Source organism: Candidatus Palauibacter sp., from assembly GCF_965208055.1.
GTDB lineage: Bacteria > Gemmatimonadota > Gemmatimonadetes > Palauibacterales > Palauibacteraceae > Palauibacter.
The window spans coordinates 2219758-2245240 of sequence record NZ_CBDBNY010000004.1 but is presented as its reverse complement, the minus strand read 5'-3'; the positions used below and the strand labels follow the sequence as shown (position 1 = coordinate 2245240).

The following is a 25483-nucleotide window of genomic DNA, read 5'->3' as shown; positions in this document are numbered from 1 at the left end:
TCAGCCCGTCGTGCGGGCCAGGGCGTCGACGAAGCGGTCGACCTGCTCCATCGTATTGTAGATGTGCGTGGAGACGCGGATCGCGTTGTGGCCGTCCCGCTGGTGCTCGTCGATGTGGGATGAGATGCTCGCCTCGATCGCACCCACTGCGGCCACCGCGTCGAGACCCTCCTTCTCGAAGATCGTCGATCCGGGCGCGCTCCGGTCGCGGGCGCCGCTGAGGAGCGTGACGCCGCTCGTCCCGCTCATCTCCGTGAGGCGCGACTTCAGGTGGTCCGAGAGGAAGCGGCAGCGCGCCTCCACGGCCTCGAGTCCGAGCGTCGCGACGAAATCGACCGCCGTCCCGATCGCCGCGCGCACCGGGAACGCCGCCGTGCCCGGGGGCCCGAACTGCGGCTGCTCCGGGGTGGCGTCGGGCGCGAAGGCCGTCCGGATGCGGTCGCGCGCATCGCGCCGCACGAAGAGAAAGCCGGTCCCCGCCGGCGCCAGCATCCACTTGTGCAGGCTCACGCTGTACGCGTCGCAGCCCAGTGATGTCAGATCGACGGAGAACTGGCCCACCGCCTGCGCGCCGTCCACCAGACTCACGAGTCCCCGCTCGCGTGCGAGCCCGCAGATCGCCTCGACGGGATAGAGGTGCCCTCCCCGAGTCACGTGACAGAAGGCCACCGCCCGCGTCCGCGGCGTGATCGCGTCCCCGAACCGCGAGAGGATCTCCCCCTCGGGAGGCAGAGGGCTGGGGATGAAGACCTCGTTCACCCGAATCCCCTCCCGCACCTGCCGGAACTCCCACGGACGGCGACCCGCCGGATGCTCCTGGCTCGTGATCAGGACTTCGTCGCCGGGGCTCAGGGCGACCCCTATGCTCTGGAGATGGAGCGCCTCCGACGCGTTTCGCGTGAGGGTGAGTTCGTCCGTCTCCACCGAGAACAGGTCGGCGAGTCCCGGCACGACGTGCTCCGCGATCCGGTCGCTCAGATCCGAGCGGCCGCGGGCCGGGAGTTCGGCCATGGCCCGATACCCCGCGGCGACCGCGTCCACGACCTTCCTCGGCGGCATGCCGATGCTCGCGTTGTTCAGGTAGGCCGTGCCGGGCTCGACGAGGAAGTGCGCGCGCACGTCGTCCCAGTCCGCGTCGCCCGTCCCGGCCGGGGCCCGGAGCGGCGGAAGTTCCGCCGGCGGCGCGTCCCCCTCCCGGGCGGCGCAGGCGGGGAGGCCGAGGGCGGCGGCGCCGGTCGCCCCGAGGCGGAGCCAGTCCCTTCGGCCCATCAGGCCGTGGTGGTCGTCGCCGGCACCCGCACCGGTCATGGGCAGCACGCGGAACTGCGCGTGAAGGACATCGAGTTCCCGCTGGGGAAGCGCAGCGTCAACGCGTCGCCGTCGATCTCGACCCCGGTCGGTTCGAACGGCCCCTCCCCGTCCCTCGCGGTCATCGCAAGCGGGCTCGCCGGAAGTCCCGCCATCGTCCGCCCGTACGAGAGGTGATGGAGGTGCTCGAAGGTGAGCGTCTCCCCGTCGAAGGTGTAGCGTCCGCCCTCGCCGGAGCCGCGTCTGGGTTCGTCGCCATCCATGACGAAGAAGAGGACCTGCCACTCGCTGTCCGTGAAGACGATGCGTCCGCGCACCGCGTGCCGGTCGCCGCTCGAGAGGACGTATTCGTTCGCGGCCCAGGCCCCCGCGAGGGCGTCGGCTCGCGGCGGGAGCGGTCCTTCGGCTTCGGGTGGCGCGAAGCCGGGGAGACTCCCGATCAGCGCGGCCAGACAGAGAGAGGAGCCGAGGAGAGTAAGGGACGGTGTGGACATACGCTGCGTCTCCGGTCGCCGGGGATCGTTCGTCTCGCAACGTGACCCAGCCCGCGGCGAGCGACAAGCGCGGCGCCGGCAGCCACGGACTGCCGGGGTCGCCCGGCCTCCGCGATCCGCGTACCGTGAGATCGTCCGCCGGAATCTGCCGGAAGACCATGGGCGCAACCGAATCGAGAGGGTCGAACGATGCGAACAGAGCGGCGAGCGTTGAGCGTGGCCTGTGCACTCCTGGTTGTCGCGGTGACGGCGTACGGGGCCGCGCTGGCGGGTCCGGCCGGAGTCGAAGCCCAGGAGGTCGGGCCGCCGAACGGGTCGCTCGTCATCGTGGGCGGCGCCATGCGGAGTCCGGAGATCGCGGAGCGCTTCGTGCAACTCGCCGGCGGGGCGGATGCGCGCATCGTCGTGATCCCGACGGCCGGCGGGGCCGAGTCCTACGGGCCGTCGTTCGGAGGCGTGAGGCCTTTCCAGGCGGCGGGAGTCGAACACCTCACGGTCCGCCACACGAACGACCGGGACGAGGCGAACAGCGAAGCCTTCGTCGCCGCGATCCGGGAGGCGACCGGCGTGTGGTTCACCGGCGGACGCCAGTGGCGCCTGGTCGATTCCTACATGGGGACGCGGACCGAGGACGAACTGTGGGCGCTGCTGGAGCGCGGCGGCGTGATCGGCGGGTCATCCGCCGGCGCGACGATCCAGGGGTCGTACCTGGCCCGCGGCGATACCGCCACGAACACGATCATGATGGGGAGTCACGAGGAGGGACTCGGGTTCCTCAGGAACACGGCGATCGACCAGCATCTCCTGTACCGAAACCGCCAGTTCGACCTGCTCGAGATCATCGAGGCGCGGCCCGAACTCCTCGGGATCGGGATCGACGAGAACACCGCCATCGTCGTCCAGGGCGACCGCTTCGAGGTCATCGGAGAGTCGTACGTCGTCATCTACGACAACCAGAGCACGCTCGACAGCGGTGGTCTGTTCTACTTCCTCGCGCCGGGCGACCAGTACGACCTGGCGGAGCGCCAGGCGTACCGCCCGTCCCGCACCCTGACGCCGCTCGGCCGGGTCGAATCCCGCCCGTGGCCGCGCCGGCAGCCGGAGCGTTGACCCGGAAGGGAGCCTGATGAAGCGCGGGCTCGTCCTACTCGCGCTCATCGCGGCGGGGGAGGCGGTCTTCTTCCTCCCCTTCGTCCTCGCGCGCGTCTTCCGACCGACGCTGCTCGACGTGTTCGGGATCACGAACCTCGAGCTGGGGACGGCCTTCTCGCTGTACGGCGTCGTGGCCATGGCGGCCTACTTCGCGGGCGGCCCGCTCGCGGACCGGTTCTCGGCCCGCCGGCTCATGGCCCTGGCGCTGCTCGCCACCGGCCTCGGCGGGGTCGTGCTCGCGGGCTTCCCCACGCCGCGGGCGATGAACCTCCTGTGGGCCTTCTGGGGGATGACGACCATCCTGCTTTTCTGGGCCGCCATGATCCGGGCCACCCGCGAGTGGGGCGGGCAGTCGCGGCAGGGACGCGCCTACGGGCTGCTCGACGGAGGGCGCGGCCTCCTCGCGGCGCTCGTGGCGACGGCTTCGGTGGCCGTGTTCGCGGCGCTGCTCCCCCGCGATGCGGCCACGGCCACGCCGGAGGAGCTGGCCACCGCCTTTCGCGGCGTGATCTGGGTCTTCACCGGGATGACGCTGGGCATCGCGGCCCTCGTGTGGATCCTCGTGCCCGACAGCACACCCGCGGGGGAGGCGGGCGACCCGCAGGATCCGGAGAACCCGCAGACCGTGCAGAAACTGTCGCTGAGCGGAGTGAGAGCCGCCTGCCGCCTGCCGGCCGTGTGGCTGCAGGCCGTCATCGTCGTCTGCGCCTACACCGGGTACAAGGCGACGGACGACTTCTCGCTCCTGTCGCGGGACGCGCTCGGCTTCAACGACGTCCAGGCCTCGGGGATCGGCACGCTCGCCTTCTGGATCCGTGCCGCGGCGGCGATCGCGGCGGGCTACCTGGGAGACCGGATCGACGCCTCCCGCGTCATCCTGTGGGGCTTCGCGATCCTCATCGGCGGCTGCCTGCTCATCGCCTCGGGGGTTCTCGTGCCCGGCCCGGCCTGGATGCTCATCGCGACGATCGCCACCGCCAGCGTCGGCATCTACGCGCTCCGCGGCGTCTACTTCGCCCTCCTGGCCGAGGGGGGCGTGCCGCTCGCCTACACCGGGAGCGCGGCGGGCGTCGTCTCCGTCCTCGGCTTTACCCCCGACGTCTTCATGGGGCCGCTGATGGGCGTCCTGCTCGACAACTCACCGGGACTGCCCGGGCACCAACACGTGTTCGCCGCCGTGGCCGGCTTCGGCGCCATCGGCCTCCTCGCCGCCCTCGCCTTCCGCCGCGTGACCCGCGCCGCGGCCCAGCCCGACTAGGGCACGAGGGCGGTCTCCCGCTTCCTGAGCACGAACAGCCCCTCGCGCATGCTCGACACGATGATGTTCCCGGAGGGGAAGAACGGGTAGTTGCTCCAGGATCCGGCGAAACCGGGCGCGTCCGGGCTCCCGCGGACCGTGTCGAAGAAGCCGGCCGGCACGGGGTTCTCGGGGTCGGAGATGTCGAAGATCCGGAGTCCGCTCACGTAGTTCGACTGGTACATGAGGTCGCCGCGGATATAGAGGTTGTGGTCCGACGCCGCGTTGTCCTGCACGAACTCCCGCACGAGTACCGGATCGTCGAGATCCGCCACGTCCCAGACGAGCGTCCGGGTCCCTGTCGTCCCCCCCGACAGCTCGTCGAGTTCGTCGTTCAGGTAGAAGTAGCGCTGGTCCTCCGACAGCCACCCCTGGTGGGAATAGGCCACGTTCGGGTAGGCGGCGTTCGAGATCGGCGTCGGGTTGTCCTTGTCGGTCACATCGCCGATGCCGAGCTTCGTCGCGCTCGCGTTGAAGCACACCTCCTTGCCGGCGTGGTCCTCGTCCGGACCCTCGTACATCACGCACTGCGCGTCGTGGGTGTAGCCGCCCGATCCGGCGTTCCCCGTCTCCGGGTCCGCGAAACAGCCGGCGAAGGTCGGGTTCCGGGGATCGCGGATGTCCACCATGTGCAGGGCGCCGCCGCAGGTCTCGCCCCCGCCGCTGCCGCCCACCACGTAGGCGAAGCCCGACGCCTCGTTGATGACGATGTTGTGCGCGGAGGCGAACTCGGCGTAGTGCGCGTCCTCGTCGAAATCCACCGGGGGACTGGTCACGTCCCGCAGCCGCGTGAGGTCGAAGACCTGCATCCCGTGTTCACCCGCGTTGTCCGCCACGATGAACGTGTGATCCGCATAGACCTTCATGTCGCGCCACAGGTTGGGGGTCGCCCCCTCGGTGAGGGGAAGGTTCCCGAGATAGACCGGATTCCCGGCATCCGTCACGTCGATGAAGGAGGTTCCGTCGAACCGTCCCAGGATCGCGTACTCGCGGCCCGTCTGCGGATCCACCCAGCCCCAGATGTCGCTCACCATGATCCCGCGCGCGCCCCCGACTTCACGGGCGGGGAGGAAGGAGACGAGGTCCACTTCGGAGCAGTCGAAGCCGGCGACCGTACCGTCGTCGGAGCATCGCATCTCTTCGCCCGTGACCGCGGCCAGGCCGGACTCGCTCTCGTGGATGGGGGCGGCCTCGCTCCACGCGCCGCCGGCGTCCCGCTCGAACACGAAGCCGATGCCCTCGAAGAACTCGGAGCCGGGGGCCCCGACCACGGCGAGGCCGTCGCCTCCGGCCACCGAGTTGCCCATGAAGCCCATGAGCCCCCGGGTTTCCCCCTGCAGTACGGTCTCTGCGCTCCACTCGCCGTCGTCCCCCGCGCGGAGGACGTGCGCCGCGCCCGCGAAGGCGTTCGTGCCCGGCGCTCCGACCACGAGTCGCCCTCCCTCCCGGGCGAGCGCATAACCGAAGAAGGCCGCCGGAGACGGCGACGCGGCCCCGACCGTCCCGGTCTGGGACCACGTCCCGTCCGCGTCCGCCGCGAAGCGGAAGACGGCCCCCTGCGCCTGGCTGGCGAGGGGCGACCCGAGGTATGCCTCTCCGTCCAGGAGCACGGCGGACAGGCCGGCCACGACGCCGCCGGCCGGCGTCAGACGCGCGACCTCGTCCCACGCGGTCCCGGTTCGGCGGAACACGTAGCCGGTCCCTGCCTGCGGCGGGGACGGCGCGGAGAACTGGCTGAGCGCGAAGGGCCCAGGGGCGCCCACGAGGGCCAGGTCGCCCTCCACGCTGACGGCAGCCCCGAAACGGGCGTCCGCCGGGGCGTCGGAGCCGGTGAGTTCGACCGACGTCAGGCCCATGTCGGACTGGACGTAGGCGAACACGGAGCCGCTGGCCCCGCGTCCCGGCGCGCCGATGACGCCGAACTGCGCGCCGGCCCCCACCGCCACCGAGGAACCGAAGGCATCTCCCGGCATCGCGTCCGGCGCCTCGAGCCTCTCCAGGACGCTCCACCGGTCGCCTTCGCGGACGAAGACGTATGCGGCCCCGCGACCCTCGTTCTCCTTCGGCGCGCCCACCACCAGAATGTCGCCCTCGATGGCCAGCGCCTCCCCGAAACCGTCTCCGTACACGCCGCTCGGCGCCGATATGGCCGTGACCTCCGCCCATCCGTCCGCGCCGCGGCGGAATACATGGACGCTGCCGGCTTCCGAACCGGGCATCGGGAACGCCGCGAACTCCCCCGGCCGCGAGACGAAAATCTCGCCGCCGGAGACGGCTGCCGCCGCCCCGAAGCCGATGATCGGGGCGCCGGCGGCGTGGTGCAGGCCACCGGCATGAGTCTGTGCGGCCAGCGGACTTGACAGTCCCGTGGCAAGGAGCGCTACAATTGCGCTGAAAAAAGCGAAACGTGATCGCGGGGATCGCATGACAAGCTCCTGATGGTGATGGCCGCGGCGCGACAGGTCGCCCGGCGTTTCGGAGGGGTGAAGGTAGGACAACCATGGGCCCGGCGTAACTGTCCACATCACGAGATAACGTTGACTGTGACACCCTCCGCAATTCCGGGCCATCAGCGCCGCCGCCGGGCGCGAGAACCCGGAGCGCAGCGTAACACTGGTATGCGGGAGCGCAGATGCAGAGACCGGGATCAGCTGCCTCGCTCGGATTTTTCCTCCTTGCCCTGATAGCTTCCGGAACTTCGGCGCAGGTGAGTTCCGTCCGAGGCGTTCAGGTCGATACGTTGCCCGGCGGGCGGATCGTCATCTCCAATACGGACCCTTCCGCCGCGGCGCCGGGCCGAGTCCCATCGCTCGAGGAGGAACTGCGCATCGGGTCGCTCGATGACTCGTGCTCCGCTTTTGGCAACGCGCTCTCCCTTACCGTCGACAATGCGGGCCGGATCTACGTGGCCGACGCCCAGGCGGACGACATTCGGGTGTTCTCGCCGGAAGGTGAATGTCTTCGGGTGTTCGGCGGGGCCGGTGGGGGGCCGGGAGAGTTCGCCATGCTGGCCGGCATCGTCTGGCAGGAACCGGATCTCCTCTGGAGCATGGATGCGCTCCACAATCGACTCACGGTGTTCGATTCGCGCGGAGACGTTCTGGCGACGCACCAACTCGGTCCCTCGCGAGGCGCCAGCCTCCCCTGGCCGTTATGGTCGGACGCTCGAGGGAACCTTCACGTATACAATCACGGAGAGCGGAGAATCGACACGTACGCCGGAGGTCCGGGGCTCACGGTCGCGGGTGCGTTTCCGATACCGGAGGTGGAGGTCGAATTCTACTCTCGGACCTACGAGGCCGGCGGCTCCAGATTTCAGGCGGAATCGCCCATCCCGCATTCCCCCTCGACGGAGTTTACGGTCGACCGTGAAGGAGAGGTCTGGCTCGCCAACGATGCGACGTTCGATCTGCACGAGGTCAGCTACGCCGGAGACACGCTGCGCACGGTGCGACTGCTGCGCCCCGCGCCCCGGCTGGAGGGCCGTGAACGGGACAGCCTCGTTGCCGTCACCGGACTCGACGAGCGCCGGCTGCCCGATCACAAGACCGTTCTCGAGGATGTGAGCGTGGGCGCCGATGGCTGGATCTGGGTCACGAGCGCCGACGGCGCGATTGAGGCGTGGGATGTTTTCGACGCGGACGGCGTCTATCGGGGAGTCGTCGTCCCTCCGGTCCTGATCGAACCGCGCCCTTTCCCGGTATTCGGAAGCGGCACGATCACGGGAGTCACGAAGGGCGCCCTGGACGTAGAGTACGTGGTGCGTCTGCGCGTGGTGCGGTGAAGGCAGCCGTCTGACACCCGCTCCGCCTCTACCGGAAGCGGATGCCGATGCCGAATTGGGCCTGCCACTGCGACGCGCCGATCTGCGGCAGGTAGGGGACCGAGGCGCGCACGCCGCCCGTGTCGCTCGTCCGGAGCGGCCCGGCGTAGCGGGCGCGGAGCGGATCGTCCGGCTCGGGCACCATGTTCTGAAGATCGAAGTCGTCTTCGATCCGATCCTCGACGGTCAGCAGGCGCACGACGGGGTTCACGGTCTGGACGTGTCCCCAGTCGCGGTTCACGAGGTTGAGGACGTTGAGCACGTCCAGCGTCACCGAGATTTCCGCGCCGCCCACCCGCACGGGCTGACTGAAGCGGAAGTCCAGTTGGTGCGACCACGGTGTCCGGCACGCGTTGCGGTGCAGGATGCGCAGCCGGTTCTCCTGGAGGCAGGGTTCCTGCGCGACGAGTTGTTCGAAGAGGATGCCGCTGACCGGGGTCCGTCCTCCTCCGGGGAAGTCGAACGCCCCGTCGGTCACGAAGATGAGGTCGTTCGCGAGGTCGAGCGCCCGGCCGAATCCGGGATAGGTGTCCCCGTTGATGTCGTCCGCGTACACGTAGGAGTAGGGTCGACCGGATTGTCCCACATAGAGCACGGACAGCCGGCCGCCACCGATCAGCTCCGGAAGGGCGGCCGTCGCGCTCGCCACGAGGCGGTGCGGCCGGTCGAAGAGAGACGCCTGCCGCTGGGGATCGTTCGGGTCGCCCTCGACCGCCGTGTAGCCGAAGTTCGCGATCGCATCGAGCGAGGAGAGGCTGCGCACGTCGGCGGAACGGTTGAAGGCATAGCCCACGTCGACGGAAAGCCGGTCTCCGAATTGCTTTCGGAGCCGCGCGCTCAGGGCGTACGAGAAGTTCAGGGGCCGGTCGCCGATCTTGATGACCTGTCCGAAGCTCGGGTCGACGCGGCGGGGGAGGAAGATCGGTTCCCTCTCCCCGGGCGGTTCGCCTGGAGGCGGATCGACGAACTCGCTCCCGGCGCCGGGGTTGGCGAAAGTCTCGCGCGTCCCGTAGCCGAAGCCGTAGGTGAACCCGTTCGCCTCCGTCCGGTCGCCCGCCGGGAAGGCGGGTCCGATGTTCAGATCCTGGAACGCGATCTGGTTCACGGCGCGCGTGTAGATGCCCTCGAGCGAGAGGACGAATCCCCCCGGGAGGCGCTGGTCGACCGCGAGCGAAGCCTTGAAGTCGCGCGGAAAGCGGAAGTCGGGGTCGAACAAGGTGACGATGGGGACGGCGGATTCGCCGCCGGTGCCGTCCGCGCAGAGGGCCGGGGGAGGCGCGAGAGGATTGAACCCGGGGACGATCTCCGGATCGGGGACTCCGAGGTTCCGCCGCCGGCAGGTCATGAAGACGGACGAGAGTCCGGTGTTCTGATAGGCGTTCGCGAGCCACGCGAAGGGGGGACGGCCGGTGAACAGCCCCGCCCCGCCGCGAATCTGGGTCGTGCGGTCCCCGCCGAGACCGAGGTTGAAGCCCGCCCGCGGAGAGAAGAGGAGGGTCCCGCCCGGCAGATCGCTCGTGCTGAAGCCGAATGAACGCTCCACGTGCGGGTTGTGCGCCGGAGCGTCGGGCATCAGCGGCACGTCCATCCGCACGCCCACCCGGACGTTCAACCGCTCCCCGATCCGGGCCTCCTCCTGCACGAAGGCCGACAGTTGGTGGATGTTGAAGTCCGAGGTCCCGGCGTCCTCCGAGAGCGGCACATGGACGACGTATTCCGAGGGCGTGTTCGCCTCCAGGTCGTCCGTCGAGCGGAAGTAGTAGCTGCCGAGGCTGCCCGGCAGGTACTCGCGCCGGATGGAGAAGCGCTCGAACCCGGCCCCGAACGTGAGATAATGATCGCCGAGCGAAAGCGTGAGCGCGTTCGTGAGCTGCAGGATGTTCTGGTCGAGTTCGCCGTCCGGCCCGGAGTAGTTGGACCCGGCCCGCAGTTCGCGCCGGAACCCCGCCCCCGTGACTCCCGCCTGGAGATCGACCTCGACGCGGGGATAGAGAGAGTTGGCGGTTTCGCGGTCACGCAGAAACTGCACGTTCACCATGAGGTCGTTCGAGAGCCGCGGACTGAGCGTCGCGAGCCACTGCGCCCCGAACGACTGGTTGCGCGAATCGATCTCCCGTCCGGTGGACGACATCTCGTACGCGTCGCCGGGGAGGCGGTTCGTGGCCGGATCGTCCGCCGCGTAGGCGAGGTTGTAGCGGAACATGAGGGAGTGTTCCGCGTTGGGACGGGCGTCGACGCGGGCGAACAGGTTCGCGAGGTTGTTCTCCAGCGTGTAGAGACCGGCCTCGCCCGCGTCCGCCCCGTAACCCCGGAGGATCCTCGCCACGCGGCCGACCGAGTCGGGATCGAGCTTCGTGCGCACGATGTCGTCGACACCGACCGTGAAGCCATCGGGCGGCCGCGTCCGGCGCTCGAGTTCGCCCGCGACGAAGAAGTGGAGGCGGTCGCGCAGGATCGGCCCTCCCAGATCGAAGCCCGCGAAGGCGTTCTCCAGATCTCCCGGCGCGCGCGGGACCCCGCCGATGACCGCGTCGCCGACGACCGCATCGTTGCGGAAGAAGCCGAACGCGGAGCCGCGGAACTCATTGCCGCCCGTGCGCGTGACCGCGTTGAGGACGCCGCCCGTGAACCCGGATTGGCGCACGTCGTACGGCGCGGTGAGGACCTGCAATTCCTCGATCGCCGCCAGCGGGATGACGCGTCCCCGCGCCTGTCCGCCGGCCACTCCGGTGGGCGAGAGGCCGAAGACGTCCTGGTTGAGGGCGCCGTCCACCTGGATGTTGTTGAAGCGGATGTTCGATCCGGCGACGGAGGTTCCCATCTCGTCCACCGCCACGAGCGGAGAGAGCCGGGCGAATCCCGTGAAATCCCTCGAGATCGTGGGGAGCGTCTCGAGCGTCTCGCGGTCGATGACGGTCGTTGAGCCCATGCGGGTGGGGTCGAACTCGGGGTCCGTCTCGACGCGGACGGAGAGTTCGGGCAGGGGAACCGCCGTCTCGGAGAGTTCAACCTCGAGCCGCAGCCGCTGTCCGGCGATGAGCGTCAGACCCTCCCGCGTCGCCGGGCTGAGCCCGATGCGCGCGACCTCCAGCGTGTACGGCCCGCCGGGCCGCAGATTGGCGAGGCTGAAACGGCCCAGATCGTCGCTCAGGACGGTGTGGGTGGCGCCGGTCCGGGTGTGGCGGAACTCGACCCGGGCCCCGGCCACGGGGGCTCCGCCGGCGTCGATCACGCGGCCCGCCACCCCGGCGGTCGTGACCCCCTGCGCGGAGACGAGGGACGGTCGGGCGGCGAGGCCCGCAAGAAGACTGATCAACGCAACGCCGACAAGGCGACTCAAGGCGATTCTCCTCCGAAGGTGCCCGTAACGGACGACCCGTGTCCCTACCAGATAACGCGCGGGGGGCGGATGTTGTATTGTCGGAGCCGTGAGCAAGACCCTGACCTTTCGCGGGATCCTGGGCCCGAAAGGCCTCGAATACGATCGCTCGATCGACATCGCCGCCGATGGCACGATACAGGCGGTGCGGGCGGCGCGCCCGCCGTACGACGGGTTTCTCGCGATCCCCGGCATGCCCAACGCCCACTCGCACGTCTTCCAGCACGCGCTGGCGGGGTTCGGAGAGGCAGCGCGGGGCGACGACTCCTTCTGGAGCTGGCGCGAGGCCATGTACGGTCTCGCCGGCTCCATTACGGCGGAAGAACTGTTCGCCGTGGCCCGGCACGGATACGCGCGCATGCTCCGCGCGGGCTTCACGCACGTCGCGGAGTTCCACTACCTGCACCACCGTCCGGACGGCGACCGCGGACCGGAAGCCACGCACGCGGTCCTCGCGGCGGCGGCGTCCATCGGGCTCCCGATTAGCCTCCTTCCCGTCTACTACCGGACTTCGGGGTTCGACGGCGCCGGCGCGACGGCGGAGCAGCGGCGGTTCGCCCACGCGTCGGTCGACGATTTTCTGACGACGGTCCAGGCGCTGGGCACGTCGGCGGCGGGGGTGGCGCCGCATTCCCTCCGCGCCGTGCCGCCGGCGGAACTCGCCGACCTCGTCACGGGCGTTGACGCGATCCTCGGCGGCGAGTCTCCCCTTCACATCCACATCAGCGAACAGGAACGGGAGGTCGATGAGTGCCGGGCGGCCCTCGGCCGCACGCCGATCGACCTCCTCGCGGACACGGTCGCCCTGGGTCCGCGCTGGAATCTCGTGCATGCGACGCACGCGACGGCCGGCGAGCGAGCGCGGCTTCGGGAGTGCGGGGCGCGGGTCGTCCTCTGTCCCCTCACCGAAGCGTACCTGGGCGACGGGATCTTCCCGGCTCGCGAGCACTTCCTCGCCGGGGGCGGCGCGGCCATGGGGACGGATGCGAACGTCCGCATCTCCCCGGTCGAGGAAGCCCGCCAGTTGGAATACGGGCAGCGACTTCGGGATCGGAGGAGGGCGCGCCTGGCGACCGACTCGGGTACGGGTGCGCCCGTCTGGTCGTGGCTGGCGCGGGGTGGCGGCGAGGCGGTCTCCGGATCACGCGGATCGCGCGCCGGAAGCGCGAGCATCGGCCGGATCGAGCCGGGTTACCGGGCGGACCTCGTGGTGTTGTGCGAAGACGGCCCGCACACGGCGGGGCACGGGCTGGAGACGCTTCTGGACGCGTGGCTGACCGGAGGGGATGATCGCGACATCCAGGCCGTGTACGTCGGCGGCGAACGCCGGGTCGAGCGCGGCTCGGTAGCTGACGAAGCCGAGATCCGGTCCGACTTCGGGAAAGCGATGCGGGAGATCCGGCGGGCGATCTGATCCAGGCGTCGCGCCCGGGCCGCCCGCGCGCCTCCTCAGGCCGCGGCCCGCTCCAACTCCATCGACCACTCGCCGCGCGTCGCGAGACTGTTCATGCGCGCGCGGTGCGCAAACGCCGCCTGCGCCGCCGGCCCGTTCTCGGCGGCTCCGCCCCACGCCTGCAGCGGCGCGGCCTGCAGCGCCCGGCCGTAGGAGAAGCTCAGGTTCCAGGGTGTATCGTGGCCCGCGTTCATCCCGTTCAGGTGTGCCGTGGCCTCGAGATCCGACTGCCCCCCCGACAGGAAGACGACGCTCGGCACCGCCGCGGGCACCGCTCGCTTCAGACAGCGCACCGTCTTCTCGGCGACCTCATCGACCCCCGCCCGATCCGCGCACAGCTTGCCCGAGAGGACCATGTTCGGCTTGAGCACCGAGCCCTCCAGCAGCACCCGCTGGTGGAAGAGGGCCATGTAGACCTGCTTGAGCGTGGCCTCCGTGACTTCGAAGCAGCGGTCGATATCGTGGTCGCCGTCCATCAGCACTTCCGGCTCCACGATCGGCACGAGTCCCTGCTCCTGGCTGAGCGCCGCCATCCGGGCGAGCGCGTGGGCGTTCGCGCCGATGCAGTAGGCACTCGGGATGGAGCGGTCTCCTCCGCGTCCGATGTCGATGACGGCGCGCCACTTCGTGAAGCGGGCCCCGAGTTCGTAGTACTCCGCAAGCCGCTCGCGCAGCCCGTCGAGCCCTTCGGTCACCTTCTCGCCCGGCGCCCCGGCGAGGGCGTGCGCCCCCTTGTCGATCTTGATCCCCGGGATCGAGCCCGCATCGGAGAGGAGCTGGACGAGCGGCGTGCCGTCCGCCGCCGACTGCCGCAGCGTCTCGTCGAAGAGGATGACGCCCGAGATGCACTCGCTCAGCGCGTCGCTCGTCCGGAAGAGCAGCTCCCGGTAGTCGCGCCGGTTCTCCTCCGTCGATTCGGCGCCGATGCCGTCGAATCGCTTCCGAATCGTTCCCGAGCTTTCGTCGGCGGCCAGGATCCCCTTGCCCTTGGCCCCCATGTCTTCCGCCACCTGGACCAGTTGCTGCCTCATATGGCTCCTCCGCCCTCGTGCCGGGCCGGATTTCAGTGTTGGATGCGATCCGCACACCGGATATTCCGGGGCATGAAGAGGGGCGTCAACGGGGGTTGCCCCCGCGACGCCCCCCCGGACGCCGGACCGGAATGGAGTACGGACCGCTGGATCAGCTCGGATCCACGGGGTCGTCCTCCAGCGTCCAGATCACCGGTGTCACCGGCGTGGCCGCCTGGTTGAAGAGCAGCTTGTCCAGCAGGGGACCGGGTTCAGTCGTCTGCAGGTACTGGGCCCGGAAGTCGTAGCAGCCCGCCTCGACCGTGAAGTCCCGCTGGCCGCCGGGCTGGATCGACCCCTCGACGGGGTGGTCGGTGCCGAAGAGATCCGAGCCCCAGTCGGATGTCCCGCACGGACGCGCGAAGAAGAAGATCACGGGGCCGAGTAGCCGGTTGACCACGCGCACCGTGGACGGGCTGTCGAACATGGGCTCGGGAACTACAGGGTCGCTTTCACCGCAGGCCGCGAGTGAAAACCCGATCGCCAGAATGGCGACGATTGCGTACCGCTTCTGTTTCACGCACCACATCTTGCATTCCTCCATGGCCGGTGTGCCGGATCGCCGGGCGACTGCGCCGAGCCCGCGCGCGATCCGCACCCGCTTACGGCCGGATAAGAAACTCTGGGAAAGATACATCGGAGCCGAGTGCAGTCCACCCGACACGTAGCGCCTCATTCCCGCTGCACCGATCTTACACGAGAGAACGTTCGAACCCCTCCTTGAGCGACACGGCGCGGCGACGTGAGCGATGTGACCGACAGGCCTTCCGTCTGGTTCCACACCTTCGGGTGCAAGGCGAACCAGTACGATACCGAGCGGATCCGCCAGGAACTGGAGCTCCGCGGCGCGGAGACGGCGCTCCACGCGGATGCTGCGGACGTAGCCGTGATCAACACGTGCACAGTGACGAACCAGGCGGATGCGAACGCGCGGCGACTCGTGCGCCGGCTGCGCCGCCAACGACCGGATCTCCGCATCGTCGTCGCCGGCTGTTCAACCTCCTTTCGTGAAGCCGAGTATCACGCGCTGGAAGAGGTGGATGGCGTTGTGCCGGGACACGACCCGTCCGCGGTCGCGCGACTCGTACCGCAATTGGGAGACGTCCCCCCGGCCGATCCCGTCACCGCCGGCGCTTCGGACGCTTCGTTCGCCCCGCTGCGGCGGAATGCGCGCGGCACCCGGGCCTGGCTCAAGATCCAGGACGGGTGCGACCGAAAATGCTCGTTCTGCGCGACACGGATTGCGCGCGGCGCCTCGGTCTCGCGCCCGGTCGACGAAGTCGTGGCGGAAGCCGCGACCCTCGCGCGCGCGCACCCTGAACTCGTGATCACCGGGATCCACATCGGCCACTACGGGAAGGACCTCGGCCCAGACTCCCGGCGCAATGGTCTCCGCGATCCCCGCGATGGCCGCCGCGCTCCCACGGGTCTCGCGACGCTGTGCGAACGGCTGCTCGAGGAAGTCCCCGCCCGCTTCCGCCTCTCCTCCATCGAGGCGACGGAAATCGACGACCGTCTCGTGGATCTGCTCGCGGAATCGGACGGACGTCTGGCGCCCCACCTGCACATCCCGCTGCAAAGCGGATCCGACCGGGTGCTGCGCCTCATGCGCCGCTGGCACACGCGGGAGGCGTATCGCACAAGGGTGCTGGAGATCGCCGAGCGCCTGGGCGCCATCGGTTCCGGGGCCTTCGGCCTCGGCGCGGACATCATCGTCGGGTTCCCGGGAGAGGGGGAGGCGGAATTCGAGGAGACGCGCGCCCTCGTGGAGGAGTTGCCGTACACATACCTGCACGTCTTCCCCTATTCGGTGCGGGACGGAACCGTGGCGGCGAGCCTCCCGGACCGGGCGCCCGGGGACGTGGCGGCAGCCCGCTCCCGGACGCTGCGGGAAATCGGCCTCCGCAAGGGCCAGGCCTATGCGGAAACGCGCGCAGGCACGATGGCCGACATCGTCGTGGAAGGCCGGGACGACCGTGTCGCCGGCATGACGGGCGACTACCTGCGGGTCGATCTTCTCGGCCGCGCGACCCCCGGCGATCGCTTCTCCGCGCGCCTGCGGGGACGCGCCGGTCGGCTGACGGCCGAAGTGCCGGCAGTGTCGGCCGAGGTATCGGCCAGCGCACTCGCGGTAGCCACGGACTGCTGAGGCCGGCGCCTCAGCCCTCTGAGCCCCCTGAGCCCTCTGAGCGTCCGGCGGGAACGGTGCGCGGGCTCACAAGCGACTCCCCGCCGTCGACGACGATCACCGCGCCCGTGATCCAGTCTCCGCCCGGTGAGCACAGGAAGGCGATCATCTGCCCGATGTCGTGAGGGCGGCCCAGCCGCCCGGCGGGAATGAAACGCTCGGCGAACCCGGCGCCGGCGCGCGCGCCGAACATGTCGACTTCCTCGCTCGGGGGCGTCTCGAACGCCTTCTTCACGCCCTCCGTCGGGATCGGACCCGGCGCCACGGCGTTCACGTTGATTCCGTCCCGCGCCCACTCGATGGCGAGCGTACGCGTGAGGGCGTCCACCCCCGCCTTGGCCGCCGTCGCGTGGGCCATGAGGGGCCAGCCCCGGTAATGCAGCGTCATCGAGATCGACACGATGCGCCCGTACCCTTGCTCGGCCATGACGGGGTAGACCGCGCGACAGGCGTGGAAGGTGCCGAACAGGTCGATCTCCACCACGGCGCGCCACCCGTTCGGCGACAGTTCGGCCGTCGGCGCGTAGAAATTGCCCGCCGCGTTGTTCACGAGGATGTCGATGGACCCGAGCGCGTCCCGCGTCTCGCGCACCGCGCGTTCGAGCGCCGCCGGCTCGCGCACGTCCCCGACGGTCGGGAGCGTCCGCACCCCGTGGGTCGAGGCGAGGCGCTCCGCCGCCTGCGCGACCCGCTCCTCGTTGCGGCTGAACACGCCCACGGAGGCGCCGGCCGCCGCCAGGCACTCCGCGATTCCGTACCCGATGCCGCTCCCGCCGCCCGTGATCAACGCGGTGCGGCCCGCGAGGACATCCGGTGCGAAGAGCGCGTCGGCTCCCGGTTTTTCGTCCATTCCAGCGGTCCTAGCGGAACATGCTGCGGGCGACGAACCATACGTTCGCGGGCCGCTCGGCCAGACGACGCATGTACCAGGGGAACCACGCGGCCCCGTAGCTGATCAGCACCCGCAGCGGCGTGCCGTTGCTCACGAGCCTCCGCTGCTCGCGCCGTCCGATACCGTACAGCATTTCGATCTCGAACCGGCTGCCGTCGAGACCCGCCGCCCCCGCGTATGCGGAGAGCGGCCCGATCATCGCGGGATCGTGCGTCCCGAGCCCGACGTATCCATCCCCTCCGTCCCCGAGGTGGTCGATGAGGCGCCGCGCGAGGGCGAGAAAGCTCTCGTCCACGTCCCGCTTGTCCGGAAAGGCGATCTCGGCGGGTTCGGCGTACGCCCCCTTCACAAGCCGGATGCGGGGGCCGAATTCCATGAGGGACTCGAGGTCGTCCGCGGTCCGTCTGAGGTAGGACTGGATACAGAGTCCGACGTTCACGTGCCGGCGCCGAACCGCGCGGTAGAGAGAGAGCGTCGCTTCCGTGTAGTACGACCCCTCCATATCGATCCAGAGCGTGCCGCGGCCCTCGGCGCGCGCCGCGAGTTCCCCGACGTTCTCGACCGCGAGTTCCGGGTCCTGGTCGAGTCCGAGGTGGGTGGGCTTGATCGACACCTCCACATCGAGCCCCATCTCCTCCGCCAGATCCATCGCCCGCGCGTACTCGGCGACGGAATCGCGGGTCTCCTCCGCGGTCTCGACGTTCTCGCCCAGCGTGGTGACGAGCGTGGGAATGCCTTCCTCCCGAAGACGGGCGGCCTCGGAGAGTGCATCCTCCAGCGTCTCGCCCGGCATGAACTTGCGCACCGCGCGCCGCACGAAGCGACGCTCGGGAAGGCGCTGCGAGAGCCACCGGTTCGTGGAAGCCCACAGCAGCACCTTCCGCATCGTCTCCATATCCGGGCCGACCTCCGCCGAGCTAGCTCCGCAGCCCGGACTCGCCCGACTCGGAGACGTCGAACCCGATCCACATCCCCGTGACCGCGTGAGCCGGGACGGGGCACACCAGCGCGTACTCGCCGGCCGTCGAAGCCGTGAAGCTGATGCTCTCGGTGCCGCCGCCGGGGGCCGTGGCCTCCGTCATCGAAGTTGCGTTCGAGGTGATCGCGCCATCGAATACGGGCGTGGCGTCATCGAAGATCGCGGGGTAGCTCGCCGCCCGCTCGAGGACACCGACGCTGTGATAGTTGACGGGGTCCCGGTTTTCGAAGTTGACCGTGACGGTGTATCCCGCGGGCACGACGACCGTGGCCTCGCCGTTCGCGTAGCCGTTGAAGTTCCAGCGGTTGTTCGCGTCCGTCGAACCCGCGACGAGATCGATCGTCACGGTACGTGCGCCGTCGTCCACCGAGATCCAGTCCGCCGCCATCGGGCCCGAAGCCGCCGCGGCCGCCTCCGTGGCGGGGGCCGGGGCGGGGGCCGGCGCCGGCGGCGGCTGGTCGCTCTCGCCGCCACCGCATCCGAAGAGGACAAACGTGCCCAGCGTCATGCTCAGGGTCATGCCCGGGGTCATGCCCGGGGTCAATCGTGTCGATCGCTTCATCATGCTATTCCACATTCTATTCGACTCCAGAATTCTTCCGTAATGAGATTCGTTGGATGTGCGTCGGAGGCGCGTCCCCCGGCCCTTCGTGTTCCTGCCGCGTTCCTGCCGCGTTCGTGCCGGGCGGAGCGTCGGGAATATACAGGATCTCGGTCTCCCGGCTACGGTAGCGCACGCCGGAAAGCTCCCGGAAACTGGCGCGAGCCCGGGATGCGCCCCATACTAGCGCATTCAGGCGATTCCGGGGGATCCCCGTTCGATGGTCGCCACGACCTTTGCGCCAGCCGGATGTTTCCGCAGGCGCGAGATCCGTTCTCCGACCGACAACCCCCGTTCCCGACGCGGTCGATTCGGCCCCGGGGAGTCTCGAAGTCGCGAATCCGGTCCGGCTTCGTCGAATACAACGTCGAATACAACAAAGAGCTGGTGCATTGACGAACAACACATCACAGCCCCGTGGCGGCTCCCCGCGCGGGGGCGGAGGCCAACCCGGAGGCAGGGGGCAGCGCAAGGGACAGCCCAGGGGCCAGGCCAAGGGGTCCGGTGGCCGCGGCGGAAAGGGCCGGAACCGGCGCCGCCGTTCGCGCGGGCGCCGCAACCGGGGAGGACAGGGGCCCCGGCAGCAGCAGCCCGACCAGCAGGATACGGCCGCCGAAGTTCCGGAGGGTCCGAAGGACGGCTACCTGGGGCTCATCGAGCGGCTCGGCAACGGCACCGGGTTCATCCGCCGCCAGCACGCCGCGTACACCCCGAGCGACGACGACATCTACGTGAGCCCGAAGATCGTTTCGCGCTACGATCTGCGGACGGGAGACGAGATCTGCGGCCAGGCCGGCCGCCCCCCTCGCCCCGGCAAGAGTCCTCCCCTCCGGTATCTCCACACCGTCAACGGCCATCCTCCGGACCAACTCGGACGGCGCCGGCAGTTCGACCGCCTGAGCGCGATGCATCCCGATCGGCGTTTGCGGCTGGAGTGCGGGCTCGAACGCCGCGGACAGCCTGACTACACCAACCGGATCATCGATCTCATCTGTCCCATGGGGATGGGTCAGCGATCTCTCATCGTCGCGCCCTCCAAGGCCGGGAAGACGATGGTTCTGCAGGCGATCGCCGAGGGCATCTCGAAGAACCACCCCGATTCCACGATCCTCATCCTCCTCGTCGACGAACGTCCCGAGGAAGTGACGGAGATGGAGGCGACGGGACTCGGCGAGGTCACCGCCTCGAGCTTCGACCACCGGGCCGAACGTCACGTGCAGGTCGCCGAGATGACACTCGAGCGCGCGCGGCGCCTCGCGGAGATGGAGCAGGATGTCGTCCTTATCCTCGATTCCATCACGCGGCTGGCGCGTGCGTACAACACGACGGAGGAGGGCAGCGGGCGCACGCTCACGGGCGGCATCGACGCGAACTCCCTCGAGAAGCCGAAGCGCTTCTTCGGCAGCGCGCGCTGCGTCCCGGAGAGCAAGGGCGGCGGATCGCTGACGATCATCGCGACGGCGCTCGTCGACACCGGCTCCCGCATGGACCAGGTGATCTTCGAGGAGTTCAAGGGGACGGGGAACAGCGAGCTCGTCCTCGACCGGGATCTGTCGGACCGCCGGATCTTTCCGGCGATCGATCTCAACTCCAGCGCGACACGACGCGAGGAGCGCCTGATGAGCGACGACGAACTCCTCGTCGCACAGGCGATGCGGCGCGAACTCAGCACCTATCCGCCTGTCGAAGCGATGCAGGAAGTCCTCGGCCTCATGCGCCAGACCGACTCGAACGAGGAACTCGTCTCGAAGCTGCGGCAGCGGATCTAGTCGGCCGCCTCGGCCTTCGCGCGATCGCGGGCGCGTTTCTTCTCTCTCCGGGCGAAATTCAGCGTCTCGTACGCCGTCGCGAGAATCAGGCCCAGTTCCCGCCGGTCGAGGTCCGCACGCTGAAACATGTTGCGGAAACTCCGCATCTTCGGGACCGGATCGATCCCCTGGAAGAGGCCGATCTCCTCCATGGCCCGCTCCCAGAGGCCGAAGAACTCCTCGAGTTCCGCGTGCGAGGCGGGCGGAGTCCGCCGGCGCCGCTTTCCGCCGAGGTCGCGCGCCTCCCAGTCGGCGGGGCCCAGCGCCGCCTTCCGCAGTTCGTACAGGATGATGACCGCCGCGTGAGCGAGGTTCATCGACGTATGGTCGGGGTTCGTGGGGATGCACACGAGTCCGTGGCAGAGATCGAGCGCCTCGTTGGAGAGGCCCCGGTCCTCGCGGCCGAAGACGACGGCCAGTCCCCCCTCGCGGCCGACGAGGCTCGCCGCCGCTTCTTCGGGGCTCAACCAGTCCTGCCGCGTGGAACGCCGCCTCGCCGTCGCCCCGAGCACATAATTCACGTCTGCCAGGGCGGAGGGGAGGTCGTCGAAGATGCGGATGCGCTCCACGACGTCCTCGGTGTCGTGCGCGATCCCGTCGATGCGCCGGGCGTCGAACTCCGCGGGGTTTACGAGCCGCAGGCGCGAAAGACCCATGTTCTTCATCGCGCGAATCACGAGCGCGATGTTGACGACATCCTGCGGCTCGTGGAGGACGATGCAGGTCCGGTCGAGCCGTGTGCGGCGCTCGCTCACTTCGGGGTCAGGCCCTCCGGGCGCGAGCCCTTCCATTTGCGGCCGCGGCGCGGACGAAGCGCGGGATATCCCGTCTCGCCGCAGCCGGGGCAGGCCTCCGTGTAGGCGCCGATCGCGTCGCCGCAGACCGCGCAGTGCACGCCTGCGTCGTGCGGGGCGAACGACAGCGGCTCGCCGCACTTCTGGCAGGTCTGATCGGACAGCCCCACGGGACCGCCGCAATCCGGGCAGTTCATCCGCGTGTCGTTGCGCTGATCGCCGATCGGATCCTCCTCTTCGCGCGTCCTCTCCGGAGCATCGCGGGTCGCTCGACCGTAGCTTGAGCGGAACCCGGCCATGCCGCGAGGCACAAAGCTACGGTGGAGAGCGGTTTGCGACAGGATCAGGTCGACACGCGCGTCGGACCCGCGGTCTGGATCTGCGGCGGGCTGATGATCGCCACCGGCATCGTGACGTCGATCCTCCTCCTGCGCGACTTCGAATCCGACAGCTACCTGTATCTCGCCTTCTACTCCATCCCGGCCAACACGGCGATCTCCGTCTTCCCCCACGAGCCGGTCCTCATCTACTTCGGGAAGGTCGCGGACCTGTGGCTCGCCGCGGCGTGGGCCACGCTCGGTACGGCGATTGCGGGGGTGATGGACCACCTCGTCTTCGTCCCTCTCCTGAACCTGCGGAACATCCGGGCATACAAGCGCAGGAAGTTCTACCGGACAGCGATCTCCTGGTTCATGAAGTGGCCCTTCGCCACCATCGTGGCGACCGGCTTCGCGCCCATCCCCTTCTTCCCCTTCAAGTTCCTGGCGTTCTCGATTCAGTACCCGATGTGGAAGTGGGTCGCGGCGCTGGTGGTCGCCCGTTTTCCCCGCTATTACCTTCTCGCTCTCCTCGGAGCTACGGTTCCGATCCCGAACTGGGTGCTGATCGCCTGCGTGGCCGTGGTGTTCGCGATGTACCTCGCGAAAGCCGTCCCCGCGGGGTATAGGCGTTGGAGGCGTTGATCGGATGCCGAACATCTCCGGAGCCATGGCCGCACGCATGCTCGCGCGGGGTATCCGCAACCGGATTCAGAACAAGCCGCTCTCCGTCTCGTTCGAGATCACTCACGCCTGCACGGCGAACTGCTGGCACTGCAACTGGGGCGGTCCGATCAAGGAGGAGCGCCTCGGGGCGGAGGAGTACGCGGCGATCTGCCGCGAGCTTCGGCCCGTCGTGTCGCATGCTTCCGGAGGGGAACCGCTCGCGCGCGGAGACGTGTACGACATCGTCGACGCGATGACGAACAAGGGCGGGCTGCCCTGGATGATCGTGGTCACGAACGCGTCGAACCTCACGCCGGAACGCTTCTTCCGCCTCAAGGACAGCGGGATGCACCAGTTGTCCACCTCGCTCGATTTCCCGGATGAACGGCACGACGAGTTCCGCCGCATTCCCGGACTGTTCGATCGCATGGCCCGCGTCGTTCCCGAGATCCGCCGCCAGAGCACGGATACGGACGACATCCTGCTCAACGTGTGCATCACCGCGTGGAACTACCGGGACATCGGAGACATGGTGCGCGTCGCGAAGGACTGGGGCGTGCCGATCAACTTCTCCGTCTACACGCACCTGAGGGTGCAGGACCGGGACGGGCTTATCGAGGGGAACGGGCTCGACGGACTCGCGGACAGCCTGCAGGAAGTCATCGACCTCCGAAACGCGGGTTACCCGGTCTACACGACGCCCCGCGTGCTGTGGAAATTCCACCGGTTCCTGACGGAGGGAGGGATCCCCGGCTGCCAGGCGGGACGCCGCTTCCTCGTCATCAACCCGGACGGAAGGCTCACGCCGTGCGCGATGGTGATGGCGTACTTCGACCGGCAGGATGACATGCTGGAGAAGTTCACGAAGCAGAACGCGTGCCAGCAGTGCTACATCTCCACGCGCGCGAACACCGAGAAGAGCGTCAAGGAGTTCGTGCAGGACAACGCGGACGCCTTCCTCAGGATGCTCACGCCCTGGCGCAACTGAGCGGCGTTGCAAGACCGGGCACCGCGGCGCAACCGAGCACTGACCGCCGCCGCACATGGTGGCGGCCGGGGCTTTGACACGCGATGGGGCTGTGGGGTAGAATCGCTGGCCCCGTGAGGGGATCCGTCCGGGGCGGTAGCTCAGCTGGCCAGAGCGCTGCGTTCACATCGCAGAAGTCGGGGGTTCAAGTCCCTCCCGCCCCACTTACCGCTTACCGCGGCAGCTTGCAAGACCTGCGGGCGTAGCTCAGTTGGTAGAGCGTCAGCTTCCCAAGCTGAAGGTCGCCGGTTCGAGACCGGTCGCCCGCTTTCCGCCTCGTCCGTCAGGGGCCGTCGCCTTCGGCCCGGGCGCCCGAGAACGTGCCGGTGGCCATGGCCGGCATTCCCTCCGGGCGAACCTCGAACGTGCCGCTGACCTCCCCCTCCGCCACCGTGCCCTCGAAGACGAACTCCCCCGTCTGCCCCTGCTCCTCGATGCGCACGGTGAAGCCGAAGGCGTCTCCGTCCACGGCCAGGTCGGACATGTCCTCGGTGACGCTCTGGCCCTGCCCCGCCATCGTGAAGCTTCCCGTCAGGGCTCCCTCGTCGCCCGTGGCGAACGTCCAGGTCATGCTGAAGCCGGGTATGGGAGGCATGCCGGCGGCGTCGATCGAGATGTCCCACGTCCCGACAAGCCCCGACTCCTGGGCCTCGGCAGCGCCAAAGGTCGCGGCCAGCGCAACGAACGCTATCGCAAACCCGGCTCCCATGCGGACGTTCCCGCGTCCGATCCTCGTCATCACGTCTCTCCTTCGCGCGACCGCCCGTAGCGGCGCCGCCGACCTGGGGCCCTTCGTCCATTCGAAGCGCGAAGGTGCCGGTCGCCACGACCTCGGACAACCGACCCTCGGACTGTAGGTTCCACAGGGGCGCTCTCAGGCGTCCGGTCCAGGAGGCAACGATGAGGATTTCGTGGTTCGCAGCACTCTCGGCGGCGTTCGCCGCGTGCGGAACCGGCACGGAGGTCGCCCGGGGACCGCAGGTGGTCACCGATACGATCGGCGACACGACCGTCGTTCGCACCCTCTCCGGGAGCGTGTGGGGCGGCGACGCGACGCTCGTTCCGGAGATGTCGATCGGCGAGGTGGAGGGCCCCGATGAATACCTCTTCGGCCGCGTCGGATCCATCGCGGTGGATGGCGACCACAACGTCTACGTGTTCGACCAGCAGGCTCGGGAGGTCCGCATCTTCGACGCCCGTGGCGGTTACCTGCGGAGCCTGGGAGGACCCGGACAGGGTCCCGGCGAGTTGCAGCAGCCCGAGGCGATGGCTCTGCTCCCCGACCGCAGGATCGTCGTACGCGATCCGGGCAATGCGCGCCTGCAGGTGTATGGCCCCGGCGAAGAGTCGTTGGAGGAGTGGCCCTATACCGCGGCCTTCTATTCCACCGGCCCGCTGTGGACGGACGATCGGGGGAGGACGTACGTGGCGGCCCGCGACCGTTCCGATGCGACCCGCTTCGGCCGGGAACTCCTTGCCGTCTTCGACCCCGACGGCATGCCTCGCGACACGATCGCACCCCCTCACGGCGACTTCGAGGCCGCGACCGTCACGGGAGAAAGGGATGGGGCCAGGGCGACGTACGGAGTCCCGTTCACGCCACGAGCGATCTGGGCAGTCCATCCGAGCGGACACTTCGTCAGCGGAATCTCGTCAGGTTATGCGATCGATCTGGAGGGTCCGGACGGCGTCCTCCGAATCGAGCGCGCGTACGAGCCCACTCAGGTATTCCCCCGCGAGGCGGACCAGGCGCGAGCCCGGACCGAGCGCGGCATCGGCATGACCGTTCCGGGTTGGACGTGGGACGGACCGTCGATCCCGGATACCAAGCCGCCCTTCACGGGGCTCCTTCCCGGGCGAGACGGCCGGATATGGGTGCCGGTTTCGACCGAGTCGCAGGAGGTCGAGAACGAGGACCATGACCCGGACAGCCCGTCCTCCACGCCCTTCGTGTGGCGCTCTCCTCTCCGGTTCGATGTGTTCGAAGCCGACGGAACCTACCTGGGAGCCGTGAACCCGCCCGAAGACTTCTCCTCCAATCCCTTCCCCGTGTTCGACGGCGACGATGTGTGGGCGGTCAGCCGGGACGATCTGGGCATCCAACGCGTGGTCCGATACCGAATCACCCTCGAATCCGACCCCTGATGGATTCGCGACTCCGAGGGCCTTATCTTGCCCTCGGAGCGACGCGTCAGCCTTCGCAGAGCCTCGATTGCGCAGGGCAGGTGTGTGGTC

General features: G+C 69.0%; 21 protein-coding genes and 2 tRNA genes. 11 read left to right on the top strand and 12 right to left on the bottom strand.

Translation table 11 applies throughout. From position 1 onward, the window contains the following. Both ACOGXI_RS09935 and ACOGXI_RS09930 read right to left on the bottom strand, forming a co-directional pair. Positions 1–1308 (bottom strand): aminotransferase class V-fold PLP-dependent enzyme, encoded by a 1308-nt coding sequence (locus tag ACOGXI_RS09935; RefSeq protein WP_419938697.1) that lies wholly within the window; start codon positions 1306–1308, stop codon positions 1–3. Continuing rightward, entirely contained in the window at positions 1305–1802 is a 498-nt protein-coding gene (locus tag ACOGXI_RS09930; RefSeq protein WP_419938696.1) for a hypothetical protein, read from the bottom strand. Before ACOGXI_RS09930 ends, ACOGXI_RS09935 begins: the two co-directional genes overlap by 4 nt. A gap of 216 nt (positions 1803–2018) precedes the next feature. Between ACOGXI_RS09930 and ACOGXI_RS09925 the strand changes: the two genes are divergently transcribed. Together ACOGXI_RS09925 and ACOGXI_RS09920 are read left to right on the top strand one after the other, a co-directional pair. Beyond that, positions 2019–2912: a cyanophycinase gene (locus ACOGXI_RS09925; RefSeq protein WP_419938695.1), complete on the top strand. Its 894-nt coding sequence runs from the start codon at positions 2019–2021 to the stop codon at positions 2910–2912. 16 nt (positions 2913–2928) lie between these two features. Beyond that, positions 2929–4212, top strand: a complete 1284-nt coding sequence (locus tag ACOGXI_RS09920; RefSeq protein WP_419938694.1) for an MFS transporter — start codon at positions 2929–2931, stop codon at positions 4210–4212. Here ACOGXI_RS09920 and ACOGXI_RS09915 read toward each other — a convergent pair. Further along, positions 4209–6677 carry a choice-of-anchor B family protein gene (locus ACOGXI_RS09915; RefSeq protein ID WP_419938693.1) on the bottom strand — a complete coding sequence of 823 codons (2469 nt, stop codon included), beginning with the start codon at positions 6675–6677 and terminating at the stop codon, positions 4209–4211. The genes ACOGXI_RS09920 and ACOGXI_RS09915 overlap by 4 nt on opposite strands. Before the next feature lie 281 nt (positions 6678–6958). Here ACOGXI_RS09915 and ACOGXI_RS09910 point away from each other — a divergent pair, with 281 nt between their 5' ends. Further along, positions 6959–8035, top strand: coding sequence for a 6-bladed beta-propeller (locus ACOGXI_RS09910; RefSeq protein WP_419938692.1), 1077 nt, complete (start codon positions 6959–6961; stop codon positions 8033–8035). 28 nt (positions 8036–8063) lie between these two features. On the opposite strand, the gene ACOGXI_RS09905 is transcribed toward ACOGXI_RS09910, so the two are convergent. Continuing rightward, positions 8064–11414 (bottom strand): TonB-dependent receptor, encoded by a 3351-nt coding sequence (locus ACOGXI_RS09905; RefSeq protein ID WP_419938691.1) that lies wholly within the window; start codon positions 11412–11414, stop codon positions 8064–8066. Between the two features lie 88 nt (positions 11415–11502). Here ACOGXI_RS09905 and hutF point away from each other — a divergent pair, with 88 nt between their 5' ends. Further along, positions 11503–12867 (top strand): formimidoylglutamate deiminase, encoded by a 1365-nt coding sequence (hutF, locus tag ACOGXI_RS09900; protein WP_419938690.1) that lies wholly within the window; start codon positions 11503–11505, stop codon positions 12865–12867. 35 nt (positions 12868–12902) lie between these two features. Here the strand turns inward: hutF and ACOGXI_RS09895 are convergent, their stop codons facing one another. Both ACOGXI_RS09895 and ACOGXI_RS09890 read right to left on the bottom strand, forming a co-directional pair. Beyond that, positions 12903–13937 (bottom strand): class I fructose-bisphosphate aldolase, encoded by a 1035-nt coding sequence (locus ACOGXI_RS09895; RefSeq protein WP_419938689.1) that lies wholly within the window; start codon positions 13935–13937, stop codon positions 12903–12905. Between the two features lie 151 nt (positions 13938–14088). Next, positions 14089–14496, bottom strand: coding sequence for a hypothetical protein (locus tag ACOGXI_RS09890; protein WP_419938688.1), 408 nt, complete (start codon positions 14494–14496; stop codon positions 14089–14091). Between the two features lie 231 nt (positions 14497–14727). Here ACOGXI_RS09890 and ACOGXI_RS09885 point away from each other — a divergent pair, with 231 nt between their 5' ends. Continuing rightward, a complete protein-coding gene (locus tag ACOGXI_RS09885) occupies positions 14728–16125 on the top strand; it encodes a MiaB/RimO family radical SAM methylthiotransferase (RefSeq protein WP_419938687.1) in 1398 nt (465 codons plus the stop codon). 10 nt (positions 16126–16135) lie between these two features. Here the strand turns inward: ACOGXI_RS09885 and ACOGXI_RS09880 are convergent, their stop codons facing one another. Genes ACOGXI_RS09880 through ACOGXI_RS09870 form a run of 3 tightly spaced genes read right to left on the bottom strand, consistent with a single transcriptional unit; the run spans position 16136 to position 18597 of the window. Beyond that, positions 16136–17014 carry an SDR family oxidoreductase gene (locus ACOGXI_RS09880; RefSeq protein WP_419938686.1) on the bottom strand — a complete coding sequence of 293 codons (879 nt, stop codon included), beginning with the start codon at positions 17012–17014 and terminating at the stop codon, positions 16136–16138. A gap of 10 nt (positions 17015–17024) precedes the next feature. Beyond that, a complete protein-coding gene (locus ACOGXI_RS09875; RefSeq protein ID WP_419938685.1) occupies positions 17025–17951 on the bottom strand; it encodes a proline dehydrogenase family protein in 927 nt (308 codons plus the stop codon). 22 nt (positions 17952–17973) lie between these two features. Then, the gene (locus ACOGXI_RS09870) at positions 17974–18597 is read right to left on the bottom strand and encodes a sulfocyanin-like copper-binding protein (protein WP_419938684.1); all 624 of its coding nucleotides are present in this window, start codon (positions 18595–18597) and stop codon (positions 17974–17976) included. Between the two features lie 431 nt (positions 18598–19028). Between ACOGXI_RS09870 and rho the strand changes: the two genes are divergently transcribed. Continuing rightward, complete coding sequence (gene rho, locus ACOGXI_RS09865; protein WP_419938683.1) at positions 19029–20405, top strand: transcription termination factor Rho; 1377 nt, start codon at positions 19029–19031, stop codon at positions 20403–20405. On the opposite strand, the gene ACOGXI_RS09860 is transcribed toward rho, so the two are convergent. Together ACOGXI_RS09860 and ACOGXI_RS09855 are read right to left on the bottom strand one after the other, a co-directional pair. After that, on the bottom strand, positions 20402–21199 hold the full coding sequence (locus tag ACOGXI_RS09860) for an RNA methyltransferase (RefSeq protein ID WP_419938682.1): 798 nt from the start codon (positions 21197–21199) through the stop codon (positions 20402–20404). The genes rho and ACOGXI_RS09860 overlap by 4 nt on opposite strands. After that, complete coding sequence (locus tag ACOGXI_RS09855) at positions 21196–21435, bottom strand: double zinc ribbon domain-containing protein (RefSeq protein ID WP_419938681.1); 240 nt, start codon at positions 21433–21435, stop codon at positions 21196–21198. The genes ACOGXI_RS09860 and ACOGXI_RS09855 overlap by 4 nt, the downstream gene beginning before the upstream one ends. Positions 21436–21570: 135 nt before the next feature. On the opposite strand from ACOGXI_RS09855, the gene ACOGXI_RS09850 reads away from it, so the two are divergent. From ACOGXI_RS09850 to ACOGXI_RS09835, 4 genes are all read left to right on the top strand, one after another. After that, on the top strand, positions 21571–22200 hold the full coding sequence (locus ACOGXI_RS09850) for a hypothetical protein (RefSeq protein WP_419938680.1): 630 nt from the start codon (positions 21571–21573) through the stop codon (positions 22198–22200). Between the two features lie 4 nt (positions 22201–22204). Beyond that, entirely contained in the window at positions 22205–23209 is a 1005-nt protein-coding gene (locus ACOGXI_RS09845; RefSeq protein ID WP_419938679.1) for a radical SAM protein, read from the top strand. A 129-nt stretch (positions 23210–23338) separates the two neighbouring features. After that, positions 23339–23412 (top strand) — tRNA-Val (locus ACOGXI_RS09840). A gap of 32 nt (positions 23413–23444) precedes the next feature. Continuing rightward, positions 23445–23517 (top strand) — tRNA-Gly (locus ACOGXI_RS09835). A 14-nt stretch (positions 23518–23531) separates the two neighbouring features. On the opposite strand, the gene ACOGXI_RS09830 is transcribed toward ACOGXI_RS09835, so the two are convergent. Further along, positions 23532–23987: a hypothetical protein gene (locus tag ACOGXI_RS09830; protein WP_419938678.1), complete on the bottom strand. Its 456-nt coding sequence runs from the start codon at positions 23985–23987 to the stop codon at positions 23532–23534. A gap of 161 nt (positions 23988–24148) precedes the next feature. On the opposite strand from ACOGXI_RS09830, the gene ACOGXI_RS09825 reads away from it, so the two are divergent. After that, entirely contained in the window at positions 24149–25393 is a 1245-nt protein-coding gene (locus ACOGXI_RS09825; protein ID WP_419938677.1) for a 6-bladed beta-propeller, read from the top strand. Positions 25394–25483 lie beyond the last annotated feature (90 nt).

Bases quoted from the DNA above. Each gene is read 5' to 3' on its own strand.
- ACOGXI_RS09880 (WP_419938686.1), bottom strand. From the start codon at position 17,014: ATGGACGAAAAACCGGGAGCCGACGCGCTCTTCGCACCGGATGTCCTC.
- ACOGXI_RS09830 (WP_419938678.1), bottom strand. From the start codon at position 23,987: ATGACGAGGATCGGACGCGGGAACGTCCGCATGGGAGCCGGGTTTGCG.
- ACOGXI_RS09895 (WP_419938689.1), bottom strand. From the start codon at position 13,937: ATGAGGCAGCAACTGGTCCAGGTGGCGGAAGACATGGGGGCCAAGGGC.
- ACOGXI_RS09870 (WP_419938684.1), bottom strand. From the start codon at position 18,597: ATGAAGCGATCGACACGATTGACCCCGGGCATGACCCCGGGCATGACC.
- ACOGXI_RS09930 (WP_419938696.1), bottom strand. From the start codon at position 1,802: ATGTCCACACCGTCCCTTACTCTCCTCGGCTCCTCTCTCTGTCTGGCC.
- ACOGXI_RS09855 (WP_419938681.1), bottom strand. From the start codon at position 21,435: ATGAACTGCCCGGATTGCGGCGGTCCCGTGGGGCTGTCCGATCAGACC.
- ACOGXI_RS09920 (WP_419938694.1), top strand. From the start codon at position 2,929: ATGAAGCGCGGGCTCGTCCTACTCGCGCTCATCGCGGCGGGGGAGGCG.
- ACOGXI_RS09915 (WP_419938693.1), bottom strand. From the start codon at position 6,677: ATGCGATCCCCGCGATCACGTTTCGCTTTTTTCAGCGCAATTGTAGCG.
- ACOGXI_RS09845 (WP_419938679.1), top strand. From the start codon at position 22,205: ATGCCGAACATCTCCGGAGCCATGGCCGCACGCATGCTCGCGCGGGGT.
- ACOGXI_RS09935 (WP_419938697.1), bottom strand. From the start codon at position 1,308: ATGACCGGTGCGGGTGCCGGCGACGACCACCACGGCCTGATGGGCCGA.
- ACOGXI_RS09875 (WP_419938685.1), bottom strand. From the start codon at position 17,951: ATGGAGACGATGCGGAAGGTGCTGCTGTGGGCTTCCACGAACCGGTGG.
- ACOGXI_RS09825 (WP_419938677.1), top strand. From the start codon at position 24,149: ATGAGGATTTCGTGGTTCGCAGCACTCTCGGCGGCGTTCGCCGCGTGC.